Consider the following 19,447-nt stretch of genomic DNA (forward strand, 5'->3'; position numbering starts at 1 on the left):
CGGGACTCAAGGGGCCAGTCCCCGCTTCATCAATGCGGCGTGGGTGGCTGCGAACCAGGCCGCTGCGTCGGTGAGATAAGGTTCCGCCAACGCCACGGCTTCGTTCGCCTCGTCGACAGTGCTCACGAATCCAGCGCGGTATTTGCGATTGCGCCAGTCGCGCAATGCATCCAGGGCATCGAAGCGCGCCTGACCCAGGCCGACAGCGCACGCAGCGCCTTCAAAGGCCACCACGTGGTGGCCGCGATCACTGGTGACGCGCCAGCCCTCGGCGCAGGCCACCGCCAGGCTGCTCAGCAGCACGGCATCCCAGGCTGCATCCATGCGCGTGCCGGGAGACACCGCGGTTTGGCGCGCGTCCTGCAGTTTCACTTGGGCTTGCTGCAGCCAAGCCACCACGTCGCGGGCGTTCGCCGGTTGGGACATCAGCGGCGCCCCAGGCTCAGCGGCCAGTTGCTTGAAGGATCTCAACATCAAAGTCTCCGATGAGTGACATGCGCGGTCCTTGAGCGACGGCCTGTGCGAAGCTCTCACCAGCGCGCAACTGTTTTCTGAATGAATCGATGGCAAAGGCTGTGGCGTGCACCGGTCGTCCCAGCTTCCGCCCCGCAGGCTTGAGCGCAGCATTCAGCTTGAGTTCGGATGCGGTGCCGAGCACAAGCACATCGATGTCGCTGCCGGCATGAGTCCGTTCGCCCGCGACCGAACCGAATACCACGGCCACCTCGACTCCGGCCACGGGGGACAGGGCGTCGCGCAGCGTGCGGATCAGCCGGCTGTCTTGTTGCATCAGCGTGGCGAGAGCGGCCAGGCTCGGATCGGCACTGGCGTAGTAGCGTGGCAAGCCGTCTTGCTGATGCCGCTGCACCAGGCCCACGGCTACCCAGCGCTTGAGAAGCCGTGCCACGTTGCCGGGGTCGATGCCGGCTTCGGCAGCCAGCTCACGCTGGCCGAAGCCGCGGCCGGGTTCGGCGAACAGTGAACGCAGCGCACGAAAGCGCGCGACGCCGCCGAACAGTTCTGCGAGGATGGACTCGTTCATCGGAAGGGTGTAGTTTGACGTCAGTGTAGTCGATTGGGCTACGGTGGCGTCAAATAGTCTACGGCGACGTCGAATCTACATCGAGGTGGGTCGCGCCTTTTGTCCGAGGATGCGAATAACGAGCATCTTCTATATTTGCCGCAATCCTCGAATGGTTCTGCCCGGATCAACGGCAGCCAAGTTTCCTTTTCACTTTCATCGCACGATGCCCATATCTCATCTCACCCTCATTACCGGCGCTTCGCGCGGCCTGGGCCGTGCCATGGCCGAACAGCTGCTGCAAGCCGGCCACATCGTGCTCGGCATCTCGCGCCGGCAAGACCCGCAGCTGGCCGAACTGGCCAAAGCGGCCGGCGCCGAGCTCACGCAATGGGAGCAAGACCTGTCCGACCCGCTCGCGGCGTCGGCGCGCGTCTCGGCCTGGCTCGGGGCCATCGACCCGCAGCGCTTCGACAGCGTGACCTTGATCAACAACGCCGGCACCGTCGGCAACCCGGCGCCGCTGGCGAGCGCCGTTGGCGCCGAGCTGTCGCAGGCCCTGCGCATCGGGCTTGAAGCGCCGATGCTGCTCACGGCCGCCTTCCTTGGCGCCACGCGCGAATGGCGCGGCGCACGCAAGGTGCTGAACATTTCGTCGGGCCTGGGCCGCAACGCCATGGGCAGCCAGGCGCCATATTGCGCCGCCAAGGCGGGCATGGACCACTTCTCGCGCGCCGTGGCGCTCGAGGAAGCCAAGGCGCCAAACGGCGCGCGCATCGTCTCGCTCGCACCGGGCGTGATCGACACCGACATGCAGGTGCAATTGCGTGGCGCATCGGCCGAGAAGTTTCCGGACCGAGCCCGCTTCGAGAAGCTGAAGAACGAAGGCGTGCTCGACAGCGCCGAGACCGCGGCGGCCAAGGTGCTCAAGTACCTGGCGCGCGCGGATTTCGGCCACAACCCCGTGGCCGACGTGCGCGACCCGGCCTGAGCCCGAACAAAAGAGAGCACACCATGGCCACTGCAAAGTCGATCGACACCAACGACTACAAGCTCTTTCCTTCGCCGAGGAACGTGCACCGCGTCATCTTCGAGCATCAGGTGTTCGTGCCGTACCCGTACGCGCTGATCGTGATGGACGAGTTCTACTTCAAGGGCCGCTACAGCCTGTTCTCCGCCTGCCGCCTCAGCGATGGAAAGATGGGGCAGGTGGCAACGTTCGAGCTGGCATCGGACGTGGACATCTTCAACAAGAAGTTCACGCCCGACTGAGCCGGCGGTATTTCCCCTCCCCTTCCGGGGGAGGGCCGGGGTGGGGGCACGGCGGCATCAACTGCCGCGCAGCGCTGAATGCGGGGCCGCCCCCATCCCAGCCTTCGGAGGGGGAAGGAGCAAGTCCCGCTTACTGCAGCAAGAACCTGTCGCGCTGCGCCTGCGCGCATTCGCCCATGACCGCGAGCGCCCGCTCGACCGTCGGCGTGCCGAGCACGAAGGGGTTCGCCGCCGGTGCGGGCTGTTGCCGCAGCGCGGCCAGCTTGGCTTGCGAACCGTCGATGTTCGAGTGGTTCGACAACAGCACGTCGATGCGCTGGGTCTGCACGATCGCGCCCATGCGTTGCGTGGCGCCGATGTAGGCGTCGAGCCGCGGCACGTCCTTGCCGAAGTTGAAGCCCGTGCCCCCCCAGAGCATGGCGCGGTGTTTCTGGCCGTTCGAGGTCACCTCGAACACCGGAGAGAGGGTGCCCATCGTATGGCCGGGCGTGAGGTAGAGCGTGACGCTGGTGTCGCCTAGCGTGATGCGGTCGCCGTCCTTTGCCGAAACATCGCCTGCGCCGCGTTTAGGCGGCGCGCCCCAGATCGGCGTCGCGAACTCGAGCCTTGTCTCCGTCATGGTCCAGTCGGCTTCGCTCATCACCACGCGCGCACGGTACTTCTGTGCCAGGTAGGGCGCGCCGCCGTAGTGGTCGCCGTGGCCGTGCGTGACGATCACGTACTTGATCTGCGCCGGGTCGAGACCCAGCTTTCGCATGCCGCCCTCGATGAGCGCCGCGGCTTCGGCCTGCGTGTTGAGCGCATCGATCAGGATGATGCCGTCCGAGGTCTTGATGGCCCAGGCGCTGACCCAGTCGGCGCCCACGAAATACAGGTTGTCGAAAGCCTGGCCGGGCGGCGGTGCGGGCCTGGCGATGAACGCGGCCAGGCCCTTGTCCAGTTCGGCCTGCGGCGGCCGCGCGGCGGGCGCGGGTTGGCAGAGGGTCAGCAGTGCCGTCAGATCGGGGCCGGCGGCGCGCGTGGCGACCGCGACATGCGTGGCCACGGTGGCATTCGACGGCGCTTGCCGCTGTGCCGCGGTCTGCGCGCAACCCTGCGCCAGGGCGACAACCGCTGCCAGGGCGGTTGTCTTCAGCAGAAAGCCGGTCTTGGAATTCGTGCGCTGTGCCATCGGTGTCTCCGTGCCGTCGGTGCGGCCTGTGGTGGAGACGCCATTCTGCGACGAGGGCGCTTATTCGATGGTCGCGCCCGAGGCTTGCACGATGCCCTTCCACTTTTCGTAGTCGGTCTTCAGCAGTGTCTCGAACTGTTCGGGCGTCATGGCCTGCGGCTCGGCGCCCTGGGCAATGATGGCGGCCTTCATTTCGGGCGTGGCCAGAAGCTTGTTCACTTCCGTATTCAACGTGGCGATCACGTCCTTCGGCGTCTTGGCCGGCACGAAGAGGCCGTACCAGGTGGACACGTCGAAGCCCTTGTAGCCGAGCTCGGCCACGGTGGGCGTTTCGGGCAGCGAGGTGCTGCGCTTGGCCGAGGTCACGGCCAGCGGGCGCAGCTTGCCTGCCTTGATCTGCGCCAGCGCCGAAGGCACCGACGACACCATCAGGTCGACGTTGCCCGCGAGCACGTCCATCATGGCGGCGTTGGAGCCCTTGTAGGGCACGTGGCGCATCTTGATTTGCGCGGCACCGTTGAAGATCTCGCCGGCCAGGTGGATGGTGGTGCCATTGCCGGGCGAGCCGTAGGTGACGGTGTCGGGCGCGGCGCGCGCGGTTTTCACTACATCGTCGAGCGACTTGAACTTCGAGTTGGCCTGCGTGACGATCACCACCGGGGTGTAGGCCACGTGCGCCACGGCGGTGAGGTCCTTCACCGGGTTGTAGCTCAGGTTCTTGTAGAGCCAGGGCGCAACGACCATGTTGTCCTTCTGGCCCATCACGATGTCGTAGCCCGTGGGCGCGGCGCGCGCGGCCTCGGCAATGCCGATGGTGCCGCCGGCACCGCCGCGGTTGTCGGGCACCACGGTCCAGTGGTTGGCTTCGGTGAGCTTCTGGGCCACCAGGCGCGCCAGGATGTCCGTGCCGCCGCCGGGCGGGAAGGGCACGATCATGCGAATGGGCTTGGCGGCGGGGTAGGCCGCGGTTTGCGCGTGCGCGGTGGCCGCCGTGAAAGCCAGGGGAAATGCGAGCGCGAGGGCCAGCGTGCCGAGTTGTCTGCGGATCATGGGTTGCTTGTCTCTTGTGTGAACGATTCGGGGTTGCAGCCGTGGATGGCAGCCACTGCACCGGGGGTGCAGTGTGCCGGAAGCGGGGCCGTGCGGATTCTTCATTCGCGATGAGGCCCTTATCGGCTCGCGGGGTATTTTCCGACGGATTGACAGCGGCCCGCGGACACCGAATACTTCACCAAATGGTTGAGTATTTTTGGCTCGCCCGCCGTGCGTCCACCGCACGATGGGCTTCACAGGAGACTCGCATGCTCGGAAACATCAACGCGGTGGCCAACCTCGCGGTGAAAGACCTCGCCGCGGCCCGCCGCTTCTACGAAGACACGCTGGGCCTGGCCGAGGTCGATGCGGAAGGGGACGAGGTGATCGTCTACCGCAGCGGCAACTCGCGCATCAACGTGTACCGTTCGGCCTATGCGGGCACCAACCAGGCCACGGCCGTGACCTGGCCGGTCGATGGCGACATCGAGCGCATCGTGGCGGCGCTCAAGGCGAAGGGCGTGCGCTTCGAGCACTACGACATGCCCGGCGCAAGGCTCGAAGGCGACATCCACGTCATGGGCGACATGAAGGTCGCCTGGTTCAAGGACCCGGACGGCAACATCCTCAACCTCATCAACGGCTGAGGATGCCGCCCGCGGGAACAGCGGCGTTCAGCCGAAGTTCTTGGCCGCGAAGTCCCAGTTCACCAGCTTGGCCAGGAAGGTCTCGACGAACTTCGGGCGCAGGTTGCGGTAGTCGATGTAATAGGCGTGCTCCCACACGTCCACCGTCAGCACCGGCGTGTCGCCGGTGGTCAGCGGCGTACCGGCGGCGCCCATGTTCACGATGTCCACCGAGCCGTCGGCCTTTTTCACGAGCCAGGTCCAACCCGAACCGAAGTTGCCCACGGCCGACTTCACGAACGCTTCCTTGAAGGCGTCGTAGCTGCCCCACTTGGCATCGATGGCCTTGGCCAGCGCGCCGGTGGGAGCGCCGCCGCCCTGGGGCTTCATGCAGTTCCAGAAGAAGGTGTGATTCCAGATCTGGGCGGCGTTGTTGTAGATGCCGCCGCTGGACTTCTTGACGATGTCCTCGAGGGGCATCGACTCGAACTCGGTGCCTTTTTGCAGGTTGTTCAGGTTCACCACGTAGGCGTTGTGGTGCTTGCCGTAGTGGTACTCGAGGGTTTCCTTCGAGTACTCGGGTGCCAGCGCGTCGAGGGCGTACGGCAGGGGTGGGAGGGTGTGTTCCATGGTGGGGTTTTTCCTTTCGGGTTTGAAAACGGTGAAATCAGGGTGCCTCAAGGCGCGTTCTTCGGGCTCACCTGGTAGGCGCAGCGCCGCGCGCCCGCAAGCACGTGCTCGACGCGGCTCACGCTCGCGTCGGTTCCCAGCATTTCTTCGAAGAGCTGCAGTTCGCTGCGGCAAAAGCCCGTGCAGGCCCGCGCCGCGGTGCAGATGGGGCAGTGGTTCTCGATGAAGAGAAAGCCATCGCCCTCGGGCCGGAACTCGGCCATGTAGCCTTCGCGGCTGCGGATCTCGGCGAGCCGTTCGAGCTTCGTCTTCAGGCTGCGCGCGCCCAGCATCGCCTCGCGGTAGTTGGCGCGCATGGCTTCCTCGCGCGCACCGATGAGCTGGTCCATGCCCTTCTCGCCGAACACGGTGATCACGGCGCTGATCATCTGCACCGTCATCTCGGCATGCGTGTCGGGAAAGCGTGCGTGCCCGGCACCGGTCAGCCGCCATATCTGCGTCGGCCGGCCGCGGCCCGCGGGCCGGCTCTCGGCGTCGACCAGCCCGTCGGACTGCAGCTTGACCATCTGCTGGCGCACGGCCTCCACCGTCACGTCGAGCACCTTGGCAATGTCGGGAATGCCGAGCGCGCCGCGGGTCTTGAGCGTGGACAGGATGCGGTCCGCCGGCTGGTGCGGCGTCCAGGCGGGCTTCAGGTCGAGGGGGTGGGCGGTCATCCTTTTTATTTCACAGGCTTGGCTTTGATTATTGAATGGCAACGCCTCCGTTGTCGAGGGCCGTGCGAAAGACGGGGCGTCTTTACGGTTTCTTTATGCGGCCCCGCCGACTCTGTTCCCTGTTTTTACGGGCGCCTGCCGAGACTCGATGCCTTGGTTTCGCTGCAGGAGCAATGAATGGATTTCGTCTGGATGGGCGCCTTGCTGGCGCTGTGGGCCGCATTGGCCGCCATGGCCTTCGGGCTGAACCGGCTCGAAGGGCCCGACGCAATGAATGCGCCGAATGAGCTGAACACAGGCGAAGGAGAGCGGCCATGATCAGCCTCGAAGCGCTCTACGGCTTCGGCGCGCTGATCGCCCTCGTCCTGTTCGCCTACCTGGTGTTCGCGCTGATCTGCGCGGAGGAGTTCTGACATGACCGCCTCCGCCTGGTCCTTGCTGGCCCTCTTTCTCGTGGCACTGCTGCTGCTGGCATGGCCGGTCGGCAAGTTTCTTGCCGCGTTGTGCGATGGGCGCCTGCCGCGCTGGATGCAGCGCATCGAGGCGCCGCTCTACAGGCTCGCGGGCACGACGCCCGGGCAATCGATGCACTGGCTGCGCTATGCGCTCGCGCTGCTGGCCTTCAATGCCATTGGCGCTATCTTTCTCTACGCGCTGCAGCGCCTGCAGGGCTGGCTGCCGCTCAACCCCGTCGGCATGGGCGCCGTATCGGCCGACTCGGCCTTCAACACCGCAGTGAGCTTCGTCTCCAATACCAATTGGCAAGGCTACGGCGGTGAGTCGACCATGAGCTACCTCACGCAGATGCTCGGGCTCACGGTGCAGAACTTCTTCTCGGCCGCCACGGGCATTGCCGTGGCCTTCGCGCTTGTGCGCGGCTTTGCGCGCCGGGGCGACGGCAAGAGCCGTGGCCTGGTCGGCAACTTCTGGGCCGACATCACGCGCATCACGTTGTGGCTGCTGGTGCCGTTGTCGTTCGTGCTTGCGGTGGTCTTCGCGGGCGAGGGCGTGATCCAGAATCTCGACGCCTACAAGACCGTGCAAACGGTCGAGGCCGCAGCGAGCCCGCAGACACAGACGCTCGCCATGGGCCCTGTCGCGTCGCAGGAGGCCATCAAGATGATCGGCACCAACGGCGGCGGCTTCTTCAACGCCAACTCGGCGCATCCCTACGAGAACCCGACCGCCCTCAGCAACCTGCTGCAGATGATCGCGATCTTCCTGATTCCGGCGGCGCTGTGCTTCGCATTCGGCCGCGTGGTCGGCGACATGCGGCAAGGGTGGGCCGTGCTCGCGGCAATGACGGTGATGTTCGTCGTTGCCGTGGTGGCCGTCATTCCTGCCGAACACGCCGGCAATCCGCTGCTCGCGTCCCTGGGTGTCGACCAGGCGGCGAGCGCGCTGCAAAGCGGCGGCAACATGGAAGGCAAGGAGGTGCGCTTCGGCATCGACGCCTCGGCGCTCTTTGCGGCCGTGACCACCGCGGCATCCTGCGGCGCGGTGAATGCCATGCACGACTCCTTCACGCCGCTCGGCGGCATGGTGCCGCTGGTGCTGATGCAGCTGGGCGAGGTGGTGTTCGGCGGCGTCGGCAGCGGCCTCTACGGCATGCTGATCTTCGCGATGCTCGCGGTGTTCATCGCGGGCCTGATGATCGGCCGCACGCCCGAGTATCTCGGCAAGAAGATCGAGGTGCGCGAGATGAAGCTGATCTCCATCGCGATCCTGGTCACGCCCATCGTGGTGCTGGCCGGCACCGCGGTGGCGGTGATCGCGGGCGCCGGCAAGGCCGGCATCGCGAACCCCGGTGCGCATGGGTTCTCTGAAATTCTCTACGCGCTGAGTTCGGCCGCCAACAACAACGGCAGCGCCTTCGCGGGGCTGTCGGCCAATACGCCGTTCTACAACGGCCTGCTCGGGCTGGCCATGTGGCTGGGCCGCTTCGCGATGGTCGTTCCGGTGCTGGCCATTGCCGGCTCGCTGGCCGCAAAAAAGCGCCTGCCGGTCACCGGCGGCACGCTGCCCACGCATGGGCCCCTGTTCGTCTCGCTGCTGATCGGCACCGTGCTGCTGGTCGGTCTGCTCAACTATGTGCCGTCATTGGCTCTCGGGCCCGTGGTCGAACACCTCGTGCTCTGGAAATGAAGGAGCGCACCATGACTGCCAATACGAAAACTTCTCTCTCGCTGCTCGACGCGGCGCTGGTCAAGCCCGCGCTGTGGGGCGCCTTTTCCAAGCTCGATCCGCGCACGCAGTGGCGCAACCCGGTGATGTTCATCGTCTACATCGGCAGCGTTCTCACGACGCTGCTCTGGGTGCATTCGCTGAGCTTTCCGGGCGACACCGGCATGAAGCCCGCGTTCGTGCTGGCCATCACCGTCTGGCTGTGGTTCACCGTGCTGTTCGCCAATTTTGCCGAAGCCCTGGCCGAGGGCCGCAGCAAGGCGCAAGCCGCCTCGCTGCGCGGTCTTCGCAAGGACACCTGGGCCAAGAAGCTGCAGGAGCCGCACCATGGTGGCCGCTTCGCCGCCGGGCCGCCCCAAGGCGAAGCAGCCCCCTCGGGGGGCAGCGCAGCACACGCAGTGGCAAGCGTGGGGGCTCGCATGTGGGTTCCGGAGCAGGCGCCCAACCTTCGCAAGGGCGATGTGGTGCTGGTGGAAACGGGCGACGTGATCCCGCTCGACGGCGAGGTGATCGAAGGCGTGGCCTCGGTGGACGAGAGCGCCATCACCGGCGAATCGGCGCCCGTGGTGCGCGAATCGGGCGGCGACTTTTCCGCCGTGACAGGCGGCACGCGCGTGCTGTCCGACTGGCTGGTGGTGCGCATCTCGGTGAACCCGGGCGAATCGTTCCTGGACCGCATGATCGGCATGGTCGAGGCGGCCAAGCGCCACAAGACGCCCAACGAAATCGCGCTCACCATCCTGCTGGTGGCGCTCACGCTGGTATTCCTGATGGTCACCGTCACGCTGCTGCCGTTCTCGGTATTCAGCGTGGAGGCCGCGGGTGCGGGCACCGTGGTGTCGCTCACCGCGCTGGTGGCGCTCTTGGTGTGCCTGATTCCGACCACCATCGGCGGCCTGCTCTCGGCCGTGGGCGTGGCCGGCATGAGCCGCATGATGCAGGCCAACGTCATCGCCACCTCGGGCCGCGCGGTGGAAGCCGCCGGCGACGTCGATGTGCTGCTGCTCGACAAGACCGGCACCATCACGCATGGCAACCGCCAAGCCAGTGCCTTCCTGCCCGCGCCGGGCGTGCCCCAGGGCCGCCTGGCGCGCGCCGCCATGCTCGCATCGCTGGCCGATGAAACGCCCGAGGGCCGCAGCATCGTCGAACTCGCGCGCCGAGACGGTCTCGAAGCCACGGCGGTAGAAGGTGCACGCTTCGTTCAGTTCACCGCCCAGACCCGCATGAGCGGTGTCGACCTGCCGGCCGCGGCGAACAGCCTGGGTACGGACGTCGTGCTGCTGCGCAAGGGCGCCGTCGATGCGATCCGCCGGCATGTCGAGTCGCTCGGCGGCAGCGTGCCCGCGGAGGTGTTGCGCGCCGCCGAAGAAACTGCGCGGCGCGGCAGCACGCCGCTGGCCGTGGCCGAAGGCAACCGCGTGCTTGGCGTGGTCGAACTCAAGGACATCGTCAAGACCGGCATCAAGGATCGCTTCGCCGAGCTGCGCCGCATGGGCATCAAGACGGTGATGATCACCGGCGACAACAAGCTCACCGCCGCGGCCATTGCGGCCGAGGCGGGCGTGGACGACTTCCTGGCCGAGGCCACGCCGGAGGACAAGCTGGCGCTGATCCGCAAATACCAGTCCGAAGGCCGCTTGGTCGCGATGACCGGCGACGGCACCAACGACGCCCCCGCGCTCGCCCAGGCCGACGTGGCCGTGGCCATGGGCAGCGGCACGCAGGCGGCAAAGGAGGCCGGCAACATGGTCGACCTGGATTCGAACCCGACCAAGCTGCTCGAGGTGGTGGAGACCGGCAAGGCGCTGCTCATGACGCGCGGCTCGCTCACGACCTTCTCGATTGCCAACGACGTGGCGAAGTACTTCGCGATCATTCCGGCGATTTTTGTCTCGACCTATCCGCAGCTCGGCGCGCTCAACGTGATGCGGCTTGCAAGCCCGTCGTCGGCCATCCTGTCGGCGGTGGTCTTCAATGCGCTGGTCATCGTGTTCCTGATTCCGCTGGCACTCAAGGGCGTGCGCTACCGGCCGGTGGGCGCCGCCGCGCTGCTGCGACGCAACCTGGCCATCTATGGGCTGGGCGGCCTGCTGGTGCCCTTCATCGGCATCAAGTTGATCGACTGGCTGCTGGTGGCCGTCCATCTCGTCTGAGGAGTTCTTCATCATGAACAACATCGTTCGTCCCGCGCTCGTGCTCTTCGCGCTGCTGGGCGCGCTCACCGGCTTGGTCTACCCATTGGCCGTGACCGGCGCCGCCAAGGCGCTGTTTCCGTCGCAGGCCGCGGGCAGTCTCGTCGTACGCAACGGCGCCACCGTGGGCTCGACGCTCATCGGCCAGAACTTCAGCGACCCGAGGCACTTCTGGGGCCGGCCGTCCGCCACCGCGCCGCAGCCCTACAACGCGAGTGCTTCGGGTGGCTCGAACCTCGGCCCGCTCAATCCGGTGCTGGTCGACGCGGTCCAGGCGCGCATGGCCGCCTTGCGCGCTGCCGACCCGGGCAACATCGGGCCGGTGCCGGTCGACCTGGTCACCGCCTCGGCCAGCGGGCTCGACCCCGACATCAGCCCCGCTGCAGCCCGCTACCAGGCCGCGCGTGTCGCACGCGTGCGCGGGCTCCCGGTCGAAGACGTGAACGCGCTGATCGCCAGCCATACGCAGGCGCCGCTCTGGGGTCTTGTGGGCGAACCGCGCGTCAACGTGTTGGCACTGAATCTCTCGCTCGATGAGCGCGGCGCAATGCGCTAACCTGCGCTGCCTTCCCATGTTCGACACCCGCCCCGACCCCGACGCCCTGCTTGCGCAACTGCGCAGTGACGAGGCGCGTGCGCTTCGCGGCAAGCTGCGCATCTACTTCGGTGCCGGCGCGGGCGTGGGCAAGACCTGGGCGATGTTGAGCGCCGCCCAGCGCGAGCGCACCGCGGGGCGCGACGTGCTCATCGGCGTGGTCGAAACCCATGGCCGCAGCGAAACCGCCGCGCTGCTCGCGGGGCTCGACAAGCTGCCGCTGCGCGAACTGGACTACCGCGGCCGTACGCTGGCCGAGTTCGACCTCGACGCGGCACTGGCGCGCAAGCCCGCCGTGCTGCTGGTCGACGAACTGGCCCACACCAACGCCCCCGGATCGCGCCACGCCAAGCGCTGGCAGGACGTGCAGGAGCTGCTGGCCGCGGGCATCGAGGTGTGGTCGGCCCTCAACGTGCAGCACCTGGAGAGCCTCAACGGCACCGTCGGGGCGATCACCGGCGTGCGCGTGCATGAGACGGTACCCGACACCGTGCTCGACGAGGCCGACGAGGTGGTGCTGGTCGACGTCACGCCCGACGAGCTCACGGCGCGGCTCGCGGCCGGCAAGGTGTACCTGCCGCAACAGGCCGAACGCGCGGCACAGAATTTCTTTCGCAAGGGCAACCTGATTGCGCTGCGCGAGATTGCGCTGCGCCGCACCGCCGAGCATGTGGAAGACGATGTGCGCGGCTGGCGGGTCGAGCAATCTGGCGTGGCCGGCCGCAATGGAAAAGATGGGAACGGCGGCGCGCTGCAGGCCTGGAACACCTCGGGCGCGATCCTCGCGTGCGTCGGTCCGCACGAAGGCGCGGCGCAGACGGTGCGCACCGCAGCGCGGCTCGCGGGCCAGTTGAACGTGCGCTGGCACGCGGCCTACGTGGAGACGCCGCGGCTGCAGCGCCTGGCCGCCGGAGAGCGCGACCGCATCCTCGCGGTGCTCAAGCTGGCCGAGGAACTGGGCGCGGCCACCGCGGTGCTCACGGGCTCCGACGTGGCCGAGCAACTCTCCGAGCAGGCCCGAAGGCTCAACTGCGCGACGCTGGTGATGGGACGTTCGGAGCCGGGAAGCGGCTGGCGCCGCTGGTGGCCCGCCGCGCCGCTGCCGCTGCCGCGCGCGTTGGCGCAGCGCGCGCCCGCGCTCGACATCCTGGAAGTCGGCCGCGCCGACAGCGCGCGCCGCCTGGGGCGCACGCCGCTCAACACGCCGCGCGCCGACGACGATCATGAGAAGGCACCCATCCACTGGCCCGGCTATGCCTGGGCCACGGCCACCAGCGTGGCGCTCACGCTGGCCTGTACGCCGCTGGCCGGCGTGCTCGAACTCGCGAACATCGTGATGCTGTTCCTGCTCGGCGTGGTCGGCGTGGCGATGCGCTTCGGCCGCGGGCCCTCGGCGCTGGCGGCCCTGCTCAATGTCGCGGCCTTCGACTATTTCTTCGTGCCGCCGCAGCTTTCGTTTGCGGTGAGCGACGTGCAGTACGTGCTGACCTTCGCGATCATGCTGGGCGTCGGCCTGCTGGTGGGGCAGCTCACCGCGGGGCTGCGTTTTGCGGCCGGGGTATCGACCAGCCGCGAACGGCGTGCGCGCTCGCTGTTCGAGCTCACGCGCGAACTCTCGGCGGCACTGGAAAGCACGCAGGTCGTCTCGCTGGGCGCTGCCGCGGTGCAGGGCCACTTCGGCGGCCATGCGCTGGTGCTGGTGACCGATGCGAACGACCAACTCGTGATTCCCAAGACGCCGCCCGAAGGCTTCGATGCGCACGTGGCCGACTGGGCCTTCCGCCATGGCCAGCCGGCCGGCCTGGCCACCGCCACGCTCGCGGCACAGAGTTGGCACTACGTGCCGTTGCAGGCGCCGATGCGCGTGCGCGGTGTGCTCGCGCTCTCACCGGCGCAGCCGCGCTGGCTGCTGATTCCCGAGCAGGCGCAGCAGCTCGACACGCTGGCGCGGCAGATCGCCATCGCGCTGGAGCGCGTGCACTATGTCGAGGTGGCGCAGCAGGCCGTGGTCGAAATGGAATCGGAGCGCCTGCGCAACGCCCTGCTCGGCGCGATTTCGCACGATGTGCGCACGCCGCTCACCGCATTGATCGCGTTGGCGGAATCGTTGCAGACGCAGCCGCCCGAAGCGCACGCCGAAGCGGCGCGAGCCATCGTCGCGCAGGCGCACGAACTGCATGCGCTGGTCAACAACCTGCTCGACATGGCGCGCCTCGAAAGCGGCATTGCGGGCGGCGCGGTAAACCTGCGGCGCGACTGGCAATCGGTCGAGGAAGTGGTGGGATCGTCCATTCGTGCGGCTCGCACGTCGTTGGGCGGCACCGTCGTGCAGACCGCGCTCGCTGCGGACCTGCCGCTGGTCGAATTCGATGCGGTGCTGATCGAGCGCGTGCTTGTCAATCTGCTGGAGAACGCGACCAAATACGGCGCGCCGCCCATCGTCGTCGGCGCGCGTGCCGAACCCGGCGTGCTGGTGCTCACTGTGCGCGATCACGGTCCCGGCCTGCCCGCCGCACTGCTGGGCCGCGAGCAGAAGCTGTTCGACAAGTTCACGCGCGGCGAAACCGAGTCGGCCACGCCGGGCGTGGGGCTGGGCCTCGCGATCTGCCGCGCGGTGGTGAGTGCGCACGGCGGCGAAATTGCCGCGGCCAATGCAGAAGGTGGCGGTGCAGAATTCACAGTGAAGCTGCCGCGCCGCGAACCTCCCGAACCTGCCGAAGCCCAACTCTGAACCCATGCCGTCTCCCACCGCCATCGTCATTGAAGACGAGCCTCAGATCCGCCGCTTCGTGCGTGGCGCACTCGAGGCCGAGGGCTGGGTGGTGCACGAAGCCGGCACGCTGCGGGACGGCCTTGCGGCGGCCGGCACGCGCCAGCCCGACCTGCTGGTGCTCGACCTCGGCCTGCCGGACGGTGACGGTGTTTCGCTGATTCGCGACGTGCGCGGCTGGTCGGCCGTACCGATCATCGTGCTGTCCGCGCGCAGCGACGAGGCCGACAAGATCGCCGCGCTCGATGCGGGCGCCGACGATTACCTGACCAAGCCTTTCGGCACCGGCGAGCTGCTGGCGCGCGTGCGCGCCAACCTGCGCCGTCCGCGCGCGGCGGGCGGCGACGAAACGGCAGAAGCGGTGTTCCGTTTCGGCGAGGTCGAGCTGGACCGCGCCGCCCGCATCGTGCGCCGCGCCGGTACCGAGGTGCACCTGACGCCGACCGAGTACCGGCTGCTCTCCGTGCTGGTGGCCAACGCCGGCCGCGTGCTCACGCAACGCCAGCTGCTGCGCGAAGTGTGGGGCCCGTCGCACACGGATCAGAGCCATTACCTGCGCATCTACATGGGGCATTTGCGGCAGAAATTGGAAGCGGATCCGGCGCAGCCGCGGCATCTGTTGACGGAGACTGCGGTGGGGTATCGGTTGGTGGTTTAGCGGGTGGGCGCCGCGCTTTCGTCGGGGGCACAGAGCCCTCACCCTAGCCCTCTCCCAGAGGGAGAGGGGAAAAGACCGAATGCCGGCGTCGGGCTGTGTGTTTTCTCCCTCTCCCTCCGGGAGAGGGTTGGGGTGAGGGCAGCGGCATCCACCTCACCACCGAATCCCGAACAAGAAGAGATCAGGTCGCCATGCCCTTGTTCGGATTCAGCAAGAACTTCTCTCCCGTCGCCTGCTTCCCGTACACGCCGATCGCATCGAGCTGCAGCGCCTCGAGCAAAGAAACCTCCCGCGTGTAGTGGCTCGCAAACGTCGTCTTCAATTCAGCAACGACCCGCGCCTTCAAACGCTGCACACCTTCATCCCCGAGCTTCTGCAGGAACGGGAACAGCAGCCACCCGCCCATGCGCCAGGCCATGCCGAAGTTGCGCACGAACTCCGTCGGCGAGCGGTCGAGGCCGCCGTAGATGTACACCTGCTTGTGCGTGGTCGAGCCGTAGCGGCTGTATTCCTTCGCGGTGCGGTTCAGCGCCGCTTCCATGCAGCCGAGGATCTGCCCCGCGAGCTTGCCGCCGCCCGTGGCGTCGAACGCCAGCGTGGCGCCCGTTTCGACCAGGGCCTGCGTCAGGTCTTCGAGGAAGGTGGGCGAGCTCGTGCTGCACACGTACTTCGCACCGATGCCGCGCAGCAGCGCTTCCTGTTCGGGCTTGCGCACGATGTTGACCAGGTCGATGCCGTCCTTCTGGCAGATCTTGTTGAGCATCTGCCCCAGGTTGGATGCGGCGGCTGTGTGCACCAGCGCCTTGTGGCCTTCGCGCCGCATCGTCTCGACCATGCCGAGCGACGTGAGCGGGTTCACGAAGCACGATGCGCCCTCGGCCGGCGCGGTGCCCGCTGGCAGTTCGAGGCACTGGGCGGCTGCCACGGCGCGGTACTGCGAATACATGGCGCCGCCGATCGCGGCCACCGTCTTGCCGAGCAGCGCCTGCGCGGCCGCAGACGAGCCGGCTTTCACCACCACGCCGGCGCCTTCGTTGCCGACCGGCATCGACTGGTCCAGCCGCCCGGCCATCATGGGCATGCCGCGCTCGGGCACGGTGGCCGTGACGATGGGCCGTTCGGGCGTGCCCGAGACCTTGGCGGTGCTCATGTCCGCGGCGCCGAACAGCAGGCCCAGGTCCGACGGGTTCATCGGCGAGGCTTCGACGCGGATCACGACTTCGTGCGCCTGCGGCTCGGGCACCGGTTCGTCGTGCAGCGAGAGTTCGAGTTCGCCGTTCGCGCGGATGAGAGAGCGCAGTTGCAGTGCCATGAAGAGCCCCTTGCGACCTTGAAAAAGGCCCGTTGGAAGGTGGCCCAAGGCCACGGGGCGGCCAGTATAGGAGCGGCCTGCGAAAGCTGCAGGCGCCTTCAGGACACCACGGGAATCACCGGCGCGTGGGCCAGCGCGTGGCTCATCTTCTGCGGATCGAAGCGGTCGAGATAGCGCGGAATGTTGCGCCACAGCGTGTGGTAGCCGTAGCCGCCGCGCAGCATCTCGAGCCGCGCGCTCTCCTTGTCCCAGCCTTGCACCGCCATGCGGTAGGCCGCTGCGACCACGCCGGTGCGGTCGGCGCCGTGCATGCAGTGGATCAGCACCGGGCCCTGCTTTTCGGCGTCGCGAATGGCCACCAGCGCGCGCAGCACCTTGGCGTCGTCGATCGACCAGGTGTTGATCGGCACGCGCACCAGGCGGATGCCGCTGCCCGCGAACACTTTCCTGTCGTCGTTGAACGAGCGCAGGCTCACGATGGTGCGGATGCCGAGCGTCTTCAGCGCCGCCACGTCGGGGATGCGCGGCTGCGCGCTGCGATACAGCGTGGGCGTGAGGCGGTGCAGGTTCTCGACCTTCAGCGTGTCCAGAGGATCGGCCCAGTGGCCGGGGCGCGGGTCGGCGATGCCCTCGACCGCTGCCTTGTGTTTCTTCCTCGTCATGTCTTCCGCCGCCAGTGCCGCGTCACCAGGATCAGCAGTGCCACCGCCAGGCCGCCCCAATAGTCGACCGGCGCGCCCCAGACCCAGTGCTTGTGCCAGAACGCATCGACCGGATTGAAGCGTGCCCAGCCGAAGGCCGGGTTGATGATGAACCATAGGAAGTCTTCGCAGACCCAGAACACGATCAACCCCGCAACGGCCAGGCCGACGTCGCGCCAGGTCCAGCGGCCGTTGAAAGCCAGCGGCGCAAAGAACACCAGCGCCATGAAGCTGAAGACCCAGGCGTGATAGCCGGTCATCGCGCGTCCGCCCCAGAAGATGTCGAGCCAGATGTTGTTCTCGATGCGCCACGTGGGCAGCGAGGTGGCCCAGCCCGCGCCGCCTTCGATCTGGATCTCGGCATTGGCAAAAAAGAAAGCCATCACGACCACCCAGGCCAGGTAGCCGATGGTGCGGGCCACGCCGGTTTTCTCCGTGGCGCCGGTCATGCCGCTTCGCTCAATACGCGCTGCAGCACCGCGGCCGCCGCACGCGGCTTGCCGAGCGCTCGGCTGCGGCGGGCCATGTCGGCCAGCTTGGCGGGATCGGTCATCAGGCGCGCCACCTTGTAATCGAGGCCGATGGCGTCGTAGGCGAGCCAGGCCGCGCCTTCTTCCATGAGGAAGCCGGCGTTGTGCTCTTCCTGCCCCGGAATCGGCGAGATCAGCAGCATCGGCTTGCCGAGCGCCAGGCATTCCGACACCGTGAGCCCGCCGGGCTTGGTCACCACCAGGTCGGCCGCGGCCATGAGCTTGTGCATCTCGTTCGTGAAGCCGATGGCCACCACGCGGCCGGGGTGGCGCGCGGCCACCGCCTGGAGCCTGGCGTGCGCCTCGGCATTGCGGCCCGCCACGGCAATGACCTGGAAGCCGCTGTCGCCGCCCAGCGAAAGCACGCGCTCGACCATGCTCGGCAGGTCCCCGACGCCCGCGCCGCCCGAGGCCATCAGCAGCACGGGCCGTGCGGGGTCGAGGCCGAGCGCCGCTGCGCACGCATCGCGGGCGAGCGCCGGTGCGTCGGGCTCGGAGAAAGCCGGCATCACCGGAATGCCCGTCACGTGGATGCGCTCCGCCGGAATGCCGCGCGCCCGCAGCCTGAAGGCCACTTCTTCGGTCGCGGCCAGGTAGCCCGCCATGCCCGGCACCAGCCACATGTTGTGCAGGTCGTAGTCGGTGATCTGCAGCCACACCGGAAAGTCGATGCGGCCGCGGTTGCGCTCGCGCATCAGCAGTTCGGCCGGCAGGAAGTGGGTGCAGATCACGGCGTCGGGCTTCTCGCGGCCGATCTCGCGCACCAGGGCGCCGGTGCTCAGCCGCTCGATGCCGCGGCGCAGCCGCTGCGAGGGCGCATGGTGCGGCGTGGCGTCGGCGCGCTGGTGCAGGTACGACCACAGTTCGGGTGCGCGGTTCACGAGCTGGATGTACCAGTCGGTGTACACCTTCCGGAAGCCGCCGGCCACGTGGGCCATGGCATCGATGTGGACGGCCGTGTGCGGCGGGGCCGACTGAACGGCGGCTTCGAGGGCTTGCGCTGCGCGCACGTGGCCGTTGCCGGCGCTCACACTGAGGATCAGGATTTTTGTCATGCGGGTCCGGGGCCGTCGGCTGGCCATTGGCGCGCATTATCCCCATGCCACGCGACACATTCCGCGGACGGCGCCCATGGGGGAAAATGCCGCTGCGCACCGACCTCCGGGCGTGACCCGCCCCCAAACCGACCGCGCCCACCGCATGACCGACGCTTCTTCCGCACCGATCCGCCTCAACAAACGCATGGCCGAGCTCGGCATCTGCTCGCGCCGCGAGGCCGACGAGTGGATCGCCAACGGCTGGGTGAAGGTGAACGGCAAGCCGGCCGAAATGGGCGTGAAGGTCACGCCGTCCGACCGCGTCGAGGTCGACAAGGCCGCCAAGGGCCAACAGGCGAACCAGGTCACCATCCTGATCAACAAGCCCATCGGCTATGTGAGTGCGCAGGCGGAAGACGGACACGAACCGGCCGTCTCGCTGTTCACGCCGCAGAACCGCTGGGCCGAAGACAACGCGCGCTTCTTCTTCAACCCGAGCCAGCTGCGCGGCCTGGCGCCGTGCGGCCGGCTCGACATCGATTCCATCGGCCTCCTGGTGATGACCCAGGACGGCCGCATCGCGCGCCAGCTGATCGGCGAAGACTCGGTGATGGAGAAAGAATACCTGGTGCGCGTGGCGTATCACGGCCTCGGCCAGCCCGCGCCCACCGGTCAGCTGGTGCGCATGGACGACGACGATCCCGTCACGACCAATGTGCAGGCGGTCTTTCCGCCGGCGATGCTCGCCAAACTGCGCCACGGCTTGAGCCTCGATGGCCAGCCGCTCAAGCCGGCGCGTGTCGAATGGCAGAACCCCGAGCAGCTGCGCTTCGTGCTCACCGAAGGCAAGAAGCGCCAGATCCGCCGCATGTGCGAGCTGGTCGGGCTCAAGGTGGTGGGGTTGAAGCGCGTGCGCATCGGCAAGGTGATGCTCGGCAACCTGCCCGTCGGGCAGTGGCGCTACCTCGGTCCGCACGAGAAGTTCTGAGGAGTCTTC

General features: G+C 67.6%; 21 protein-coding genes. 11 read left to right on the top strand and 10 right to left on the bottom strand.

Annotated features, from left to right (window positions below; genetic code table 11):
- Positions 1 to 6: 6 nt before the first annotated feature.
- The gene (locus QFZ42_RS27045) at positions 7 to 474 is read right to left on the bottom strand and encodes a hypothetical protein (RefSeq protein WP_307704335.1); all 468 of its coding nucleotides are present in this window, start codon (positions 472 to 474) and stop codon (positions 7 to 9) included.
- On the bottom strand, positions 443 to 1,042 hold the full coding sequence (locus tag QFZ42_RS27050; RefSeq protein WP_307703919.1) for a nucleotidyltransferase domain-containing protein: 600 nt from the start codon (positions 1,040 to 1,042) through the stop codon (positions 443 to 445). The genes QFZ42_RS27045 and QFZ42_RS27050 overlap by 32 nt, the downstream gene beginning before the upstream one ends.
- A 205-nt stretch (positions 1,043 to 1,247) precedes the next feature.
- Between QFZ42_RS27050 and QFZ42_RS27055 the strand changes: the two genes are divergently transcribed.
- Positions 1,248 to 2,012 carry an SDR family NAD(P)-dependent oxidoreductase gene (locus QFZ42_RS27055; protein ID WP_307703920.1) on the top strand — a complete coding sequence of 255 codons (765 nt, stop codon included), beginning with the start codon at positions 1,248 to 1,250 and terminating at the stop codon, positions 2,010 to 2,012.
- 23 nt (positions 2,013 to 2,035) lie between these two features.
- Positions 2,036 to 2,293: a hypothetical protein gene (locus QFZ42_RS27060; protein WP_307703921.1), complete on the top strand. Its 258-nt coding sequence runs from the start codon at positions 2,036 to 2,038 to the stop codon at positions 2,291 to 2,293.
- 130 nt (positions 2,294 to 2,423) lie between these two features.
- On the opposite strand, the gene QFZ42_RS27065 is transcribed toward QFZ42_RS27060, so the two are convergent.
- Together QFZ42_RS27065 and QFZ42_RS27070 are read right to left on the bottom strand one after the other, a co-directional pair.
- The gene (locus QFZ42_RS27065) at positions 2,424 to 3,464 is read right to left on the bottom strand and encodes an MBL fold metallo-hydrolase (protein WP_307703922.1); all 1,041 of its coding nucleotides are present in this window, start codon (positions 3,462 to 3,464) and stop codon (positions 2,424 to 2,426) included.
- Between the two features lie 60 nt (positions 3,465 to 3,524).
- Positions 3,525 to 4,514, bottom strand: coding sequence for a tripartite tricarboxylate transporter substrate binding protein (locus QFZ42_RS27070; RefSeq protein WP_307703923.1), 990 nt, complete (start codon positions 4,512 to 4,514; stop codon positions 3,525 to 3,527).
- Between the two features lie 251 nt (positions 4,515 to 4,765).
- Between QFZ42_RS27070 and QFZ42_RS27075 the strand changes: the two genes are divergently transcribed.
- Complete coding sequence (locus QFZ42_RS27075; RefSeq protein WP_307703924.1) at positions 4,766 to 5,143, top strand: VOC family protein; 378 nt, start codon at positions 4,766 to 4,768, stop codon at positions 5,141 to 5,143.
- Between the two features lie 27 nt (positions 5,144 to 5,170).
- Here QFZ42_RS27075 and QFZ42_RS27080 read toward each other — a convergent pair whose 3' ends face one another.
- Both QFZ42_RS27080 and QFZ42_RS27085 read right to left on the bottom strand, forming a co-directional pair.
- Positions 5,171 to 5,752 carry a superoxide dismutase gene (locus QFZ42_RS27080; protein ID WP_307703925.1) on the bottom strand — a complete coding sequence of 194 codons (582 nt, stop codon included), beginning with the start codon at positions 5,750 to 5,752 and terminating at the stop codon, positions 5,171 to 5,173.
- Between the two features lie 47 nt (positions 5,753 to 5,799).
- Positions 5,800 to 6,468 carry a helix-turn-helix transcriptional regulator gene (locus QFZ42_RS27085; protein WP_307703926.1) on the bottom strand — a complete coding sequence of 223 codons (669 nt, stop codon included), beginning with the start codon at positions 6,466 to 6,468 and terminating at the stop codon, positions 5,800 to 5,802.
- Positions 6,469 to 6,645: 177 nt separating this feature from the next.
- Between QFZ42_RS27085 and QFZ42_RS27090 the strand changes: the two genes are divergently transcribed.
- From QFZ42_RS27090 to kdpE, 7 genes are read left to right on the top strand one after another with little or no spacing between them, the layout of a single operon-like run.
- Positions 6,646 to 6,786 (top strand): hypothetical protein, encoded by a 141-nt coding sequence (locus QFZ42_RS27090; RefSeq protein ID WP_307703927.1) that lies wholly within the window; start codon positions 6,646 to 6,648, stop codon positions 6,784 to 6,786.
- Positions 6,783 to 6,881, top strand: a complete 99-nt coding sequence (locus QFZ42_RS27095; protein ID WP_307703928.1) for a potassium-transporting ATPase subunit F — start codon at positions 6,783 to 6,785, stop codon at positions 6,879 to 6,881. Before QFZ42_RS27090 ends, QFZ42_RS27095 begins: the two co-directional genes overlap by 4 nt.
- Before the next feature lies 1 nt (position 6,882).
- Entirely contained in the window at positions 6,883 to 8,613 is a 1,731-nt protein-coding gene (gene kdpA / locus QFZ42_RS27100) for a potassium-transporting ATPase subunit KdpA (protein WP_307703929.1), read from the top strand.
- Positions 8,614 to 8,624: 11 nt separating this feature from the next.
- Positions 8,625 to 10,808, top strand: coding sequence for a potassium-transporting ATPase subunit KdpB (gene kdpB / locus QFZ42_RS27105; protein ID WP_307703930.1), 2,184 nt, complete (start codon positions 8,625 to 8,627; stop codon positions 10,806 to 10,808).
- Positions 10,809 to 10,821: 13 nt separating this feature from the next.
- Positions 10,822 to 11,403: a potassium-transporting ATPase subunit KdpC gene (gene kdpC, locus QFZ42_RS27110; RefSeq protein WP_307703931.1), complete on the top strand. Its 582-nt coding sequence runs from the start codon at positions 10,822 to 10,824 to the stop codon at positions 11,401 to 11,403.
- A 16-nt stretch (positions 11,404 to 11,419) separates the two neighbouring features.
- Positions 11,420 to 14,173 (top strand): DUF4118 domain-containing protein, encoded by a 2,754-nt coding sequence (locus QFZ42_RS27115; RefSeq protein ID WP_307703932.1) that lies wholly within the window; start codon positions 11,420 to 11,422, stop codon positions 14,171 to 14,173.
- 4 nt (positions 14,174 to 14,177) lie between these two features.
- Positions 14,178 to 14,870 carry a two-component system response regulator KdpE gene (gene kdpE / locus QFZ42_RS27120; protein ID WP_307703933.1) on the top strand — a complete coding sequence of 231 codons (693 nt, stop codon included), beginning with the start codon at positions 14,178 to 14,180 and terminating at the stop codon, positions 14,868 to 14,870.
- A 181-nt stretch (positions 14,871 to 15,051) separates the two neighbouring features.
- Here kdpE and QFZ42_RS27125 read toward each other — a convergent pair whose 3' ends face one another.
- From QFZ42_RS27125 to QFZ42_RS27140, 4 genes are all read right to left on the bottom strand, one after another.
- Positions 15,052 to 16,182, bottom strand: a complete 1,131-nt coding sequence (locus QFZ42_RS27125; protein ID WP_307703934.1) for a zinc-binding dehydrogenase — start codon at positions 16,180 to 16,182, stop codon at positions 15,052 to 15,054.
- Positions 16,183 to 16,280: 98 nt separating this feature from the next.
- The gene (locus QFZ42_RS27130; RefSeq protein WP_307703935.1) at positions 16,281 to 16,844 is read right to left on the bottom strand and encodes a dual specificity protein phosphatase family protein; all 564 of its coding nucleotides are present in this window, start codon (positions 16,842 to 16,844) and stop codon (positions 16,281 to 16,283) included.
- Positions 16,841 to 17,332 (bottom strand): hypothetical protein, encoded by a 492-nt coding sequence (locus QFZ42_RS27135; RefSeq protein WP_307703936.1) that lies wholly within the window; start codon positions 17,330 to 17,332, stop codon positions 16,841 to 16,843. The genes QFZ42_RS27130 and QFZ42_RS27135 overlap by 4 nt, the downstream gene beginning before the upstream one ends.
- Positions 17,329 to 18,468, bottom strand: coding sequence for an MGDG synthase family glycosyltransferase (locus tag QFZ42_RS27140; protein WP_307703937.1), 1,140 nt, complete (start codon positions 18,466 to 18,468; stop codon positions 17,329 to 17,331). The genes QFZ42_RS27135 and QFZ42_RS27140 overlap by 4 nt, the downstream gene beginning before the upstream one ends.
- 145 nt (positions 18,469 to 18,613) lie before the next feature.
- Here QFZ42_RS27140 and QFZ42_RS27145 point away from each other — a divergent pair, with 145 nt between their 5' ends.
- Positions 18,614 to 19,438, top strand: a complete 825-nt coding sequence (locus QFZ42_RS27145) for a pseudouridine synthase (protein ID WP_307704317.1) — start codon at positions 18,614 to 18,616, stop codon at positions 19,436 to 19,438.
- The last annotated feature ends 9 nt before the right edge of the window (positions 19,439 to 19,447 follow it).

The sequence above is a fragment of the Variovorax paradoxus genome, assembly GCF_030815855.1.
GTDB classification, from domain to species: domain Bacteria; phylum Pseudomonadota; class Gammaproteobacteria; order Burkholderiales; family Burkholderiaceae_C; genus Variovorax; species Variovorax paradoxus_M.

Bases quoted from the DNA above. Each gene is read 5' to 3' on its own strand.
- QFZ42_RS27115 (WP_307703932.1), top strand. From the start codon at position 11,420: ATGTTCGACACCCGCCCCGACCCCGACGCCCTGCTTGCGCAACTGCGC.
- QFZ42_RS27045 (WP_307704335.1), bottom strand. From the start codon at position 474: ATGTTGAGATCCTTCAAGCAACTGGCCGCTGAGCCTGGGGCGCCGCTG.
- QFZ42_RS27055 (WP_307703920.1), top strand. From the start codon at position 1,248: ATGCCCATATCTCATCTCACCCTCATTACCGGCGCTTCGCGCGGCCTG.
- QFZ42_RS27070 (WP_307703923.1), bottom strand. From the start codon at position 4,514: ATGATCCGCAGACAACTCGGCACGCTGGCCCTCGCGCTCGCATTTCCC.
- QFZ42_RS27135 (WP_307703936.1), bottom strand. From the start codon at position 17,332: ATGACCGGCGCCACGGAGAAAACCGGCGTGGCCCGCACCATCGGCTAC.
- QFZ42_RS27050 (WP_307703919.1), bottom strand. From the start codon at position 1,042: ATGAACGAGTCCATCCTCGCAGAACTGTTCGGCGGCGTCGCGCGCTTT.
- QFZ42_RS27130 (WP_307703935.1), bottom strand. From the start codon at position 16,844: ATGACGAGGAAGAAACACAAGGCAGCGGTCGAGGGCATCGCCGACCCG.
- QFZ42_RS27080 (WP_307703925.1), bottom strand. From the start codon at position 5,752: ATGGAACACACCCTCCCACCCCTGCCGTACGCCCTCGACGCGCTGGCA.
- QFZ42_RS27085 (WP_307703926.1), bottom strand. From the start codon at position 6,468: ATGACCGCCCACCCCCTCGACCTGAAGCCCGCCTGGACGCCGCACCAG.
- QFZ42_RS27125 (WP_307703934.1), bottom strand. From the start codon at position 16,182: ATGGCACTGCAACTGCGCTCTCTCATCCGCGCGAACGGCGAACTCGAA.
- QFZ42_RS27075 (WP_307703924.1), top strand. From the start codon at position 4,766: ATGCTCGGAAACATCAACGCGGTGGCCAACCTCGCGGTGAAAGACCTC.
- QFZ42_RS27095 (WP_307703928.1), top strand. From the start codon at position 6,783: ATGATCAGCCTCGAAGCGCTCTACGGCTTCGGCGCGCTGATCGCCCTC.
- QFZ42_RS27060 (WP_307703921.1), top strand. From the start codon at position 2,036: ATGGCCACTGCAAAGTCGATCGACACCAACGACTACAAGCTCTTTCCT.
- QFZ42_RS27065 (WP_307703922.1), bottom strand. From the start codon at position 3,464: ATGGCACAGCGCACGAATTCCAAGACCGGCTTTCTGCTGAAGACAACC.
- QFZ42_RS27140 (WP_307703937.1), bottom strand. From the start codon at position 18,468: ATGACAAAAATCCTGATCCTCAGTGTGAGCGCCGGCAACGGCCACGTG.
- kdpB (WP_307703930.1), top strand. From the start codon at position 8,625: ATGACTGCCAATACGAAAACTTCTCTCTCGCTGCTCGACGCGGCGCTG.
- QFZ42_RS27145 (WP_307704317.1), top strand. From the start codon at position 18,614: ATGACCGACGCTTCTTCCGCACCGATCCGCCTCAACAAACGCATGGCC.
- kdpA (WP_307703929.1), top strand. From the start codon at position 6,883: ATGACCGCCTCCGCCTGGTCCTTGCTGGCCCTCTTTCTCGTGGCACTG.
- kdpE (WP_307703933.1), top strand. From the start codon at position 14,178: ATGCCGTCTCCCACCGCCATCGTCATTGAAGACGAGCCTCAGATCCGC.
- kdpC (WP_307703931.1), top strand. From the start codon at position 10,822: ATGAACAACATCGTTCGTCCCGCGCTCGTGCTCTTCGCGCTGCTGGGC.
- QFZ42_RS27090 (WP_307703927.1), top strand. From the start codon at position 6,646: ATGGATTTCGTCTGGATGGGCGCCTTGCTGGCGCTGTGGGCCGCATTG.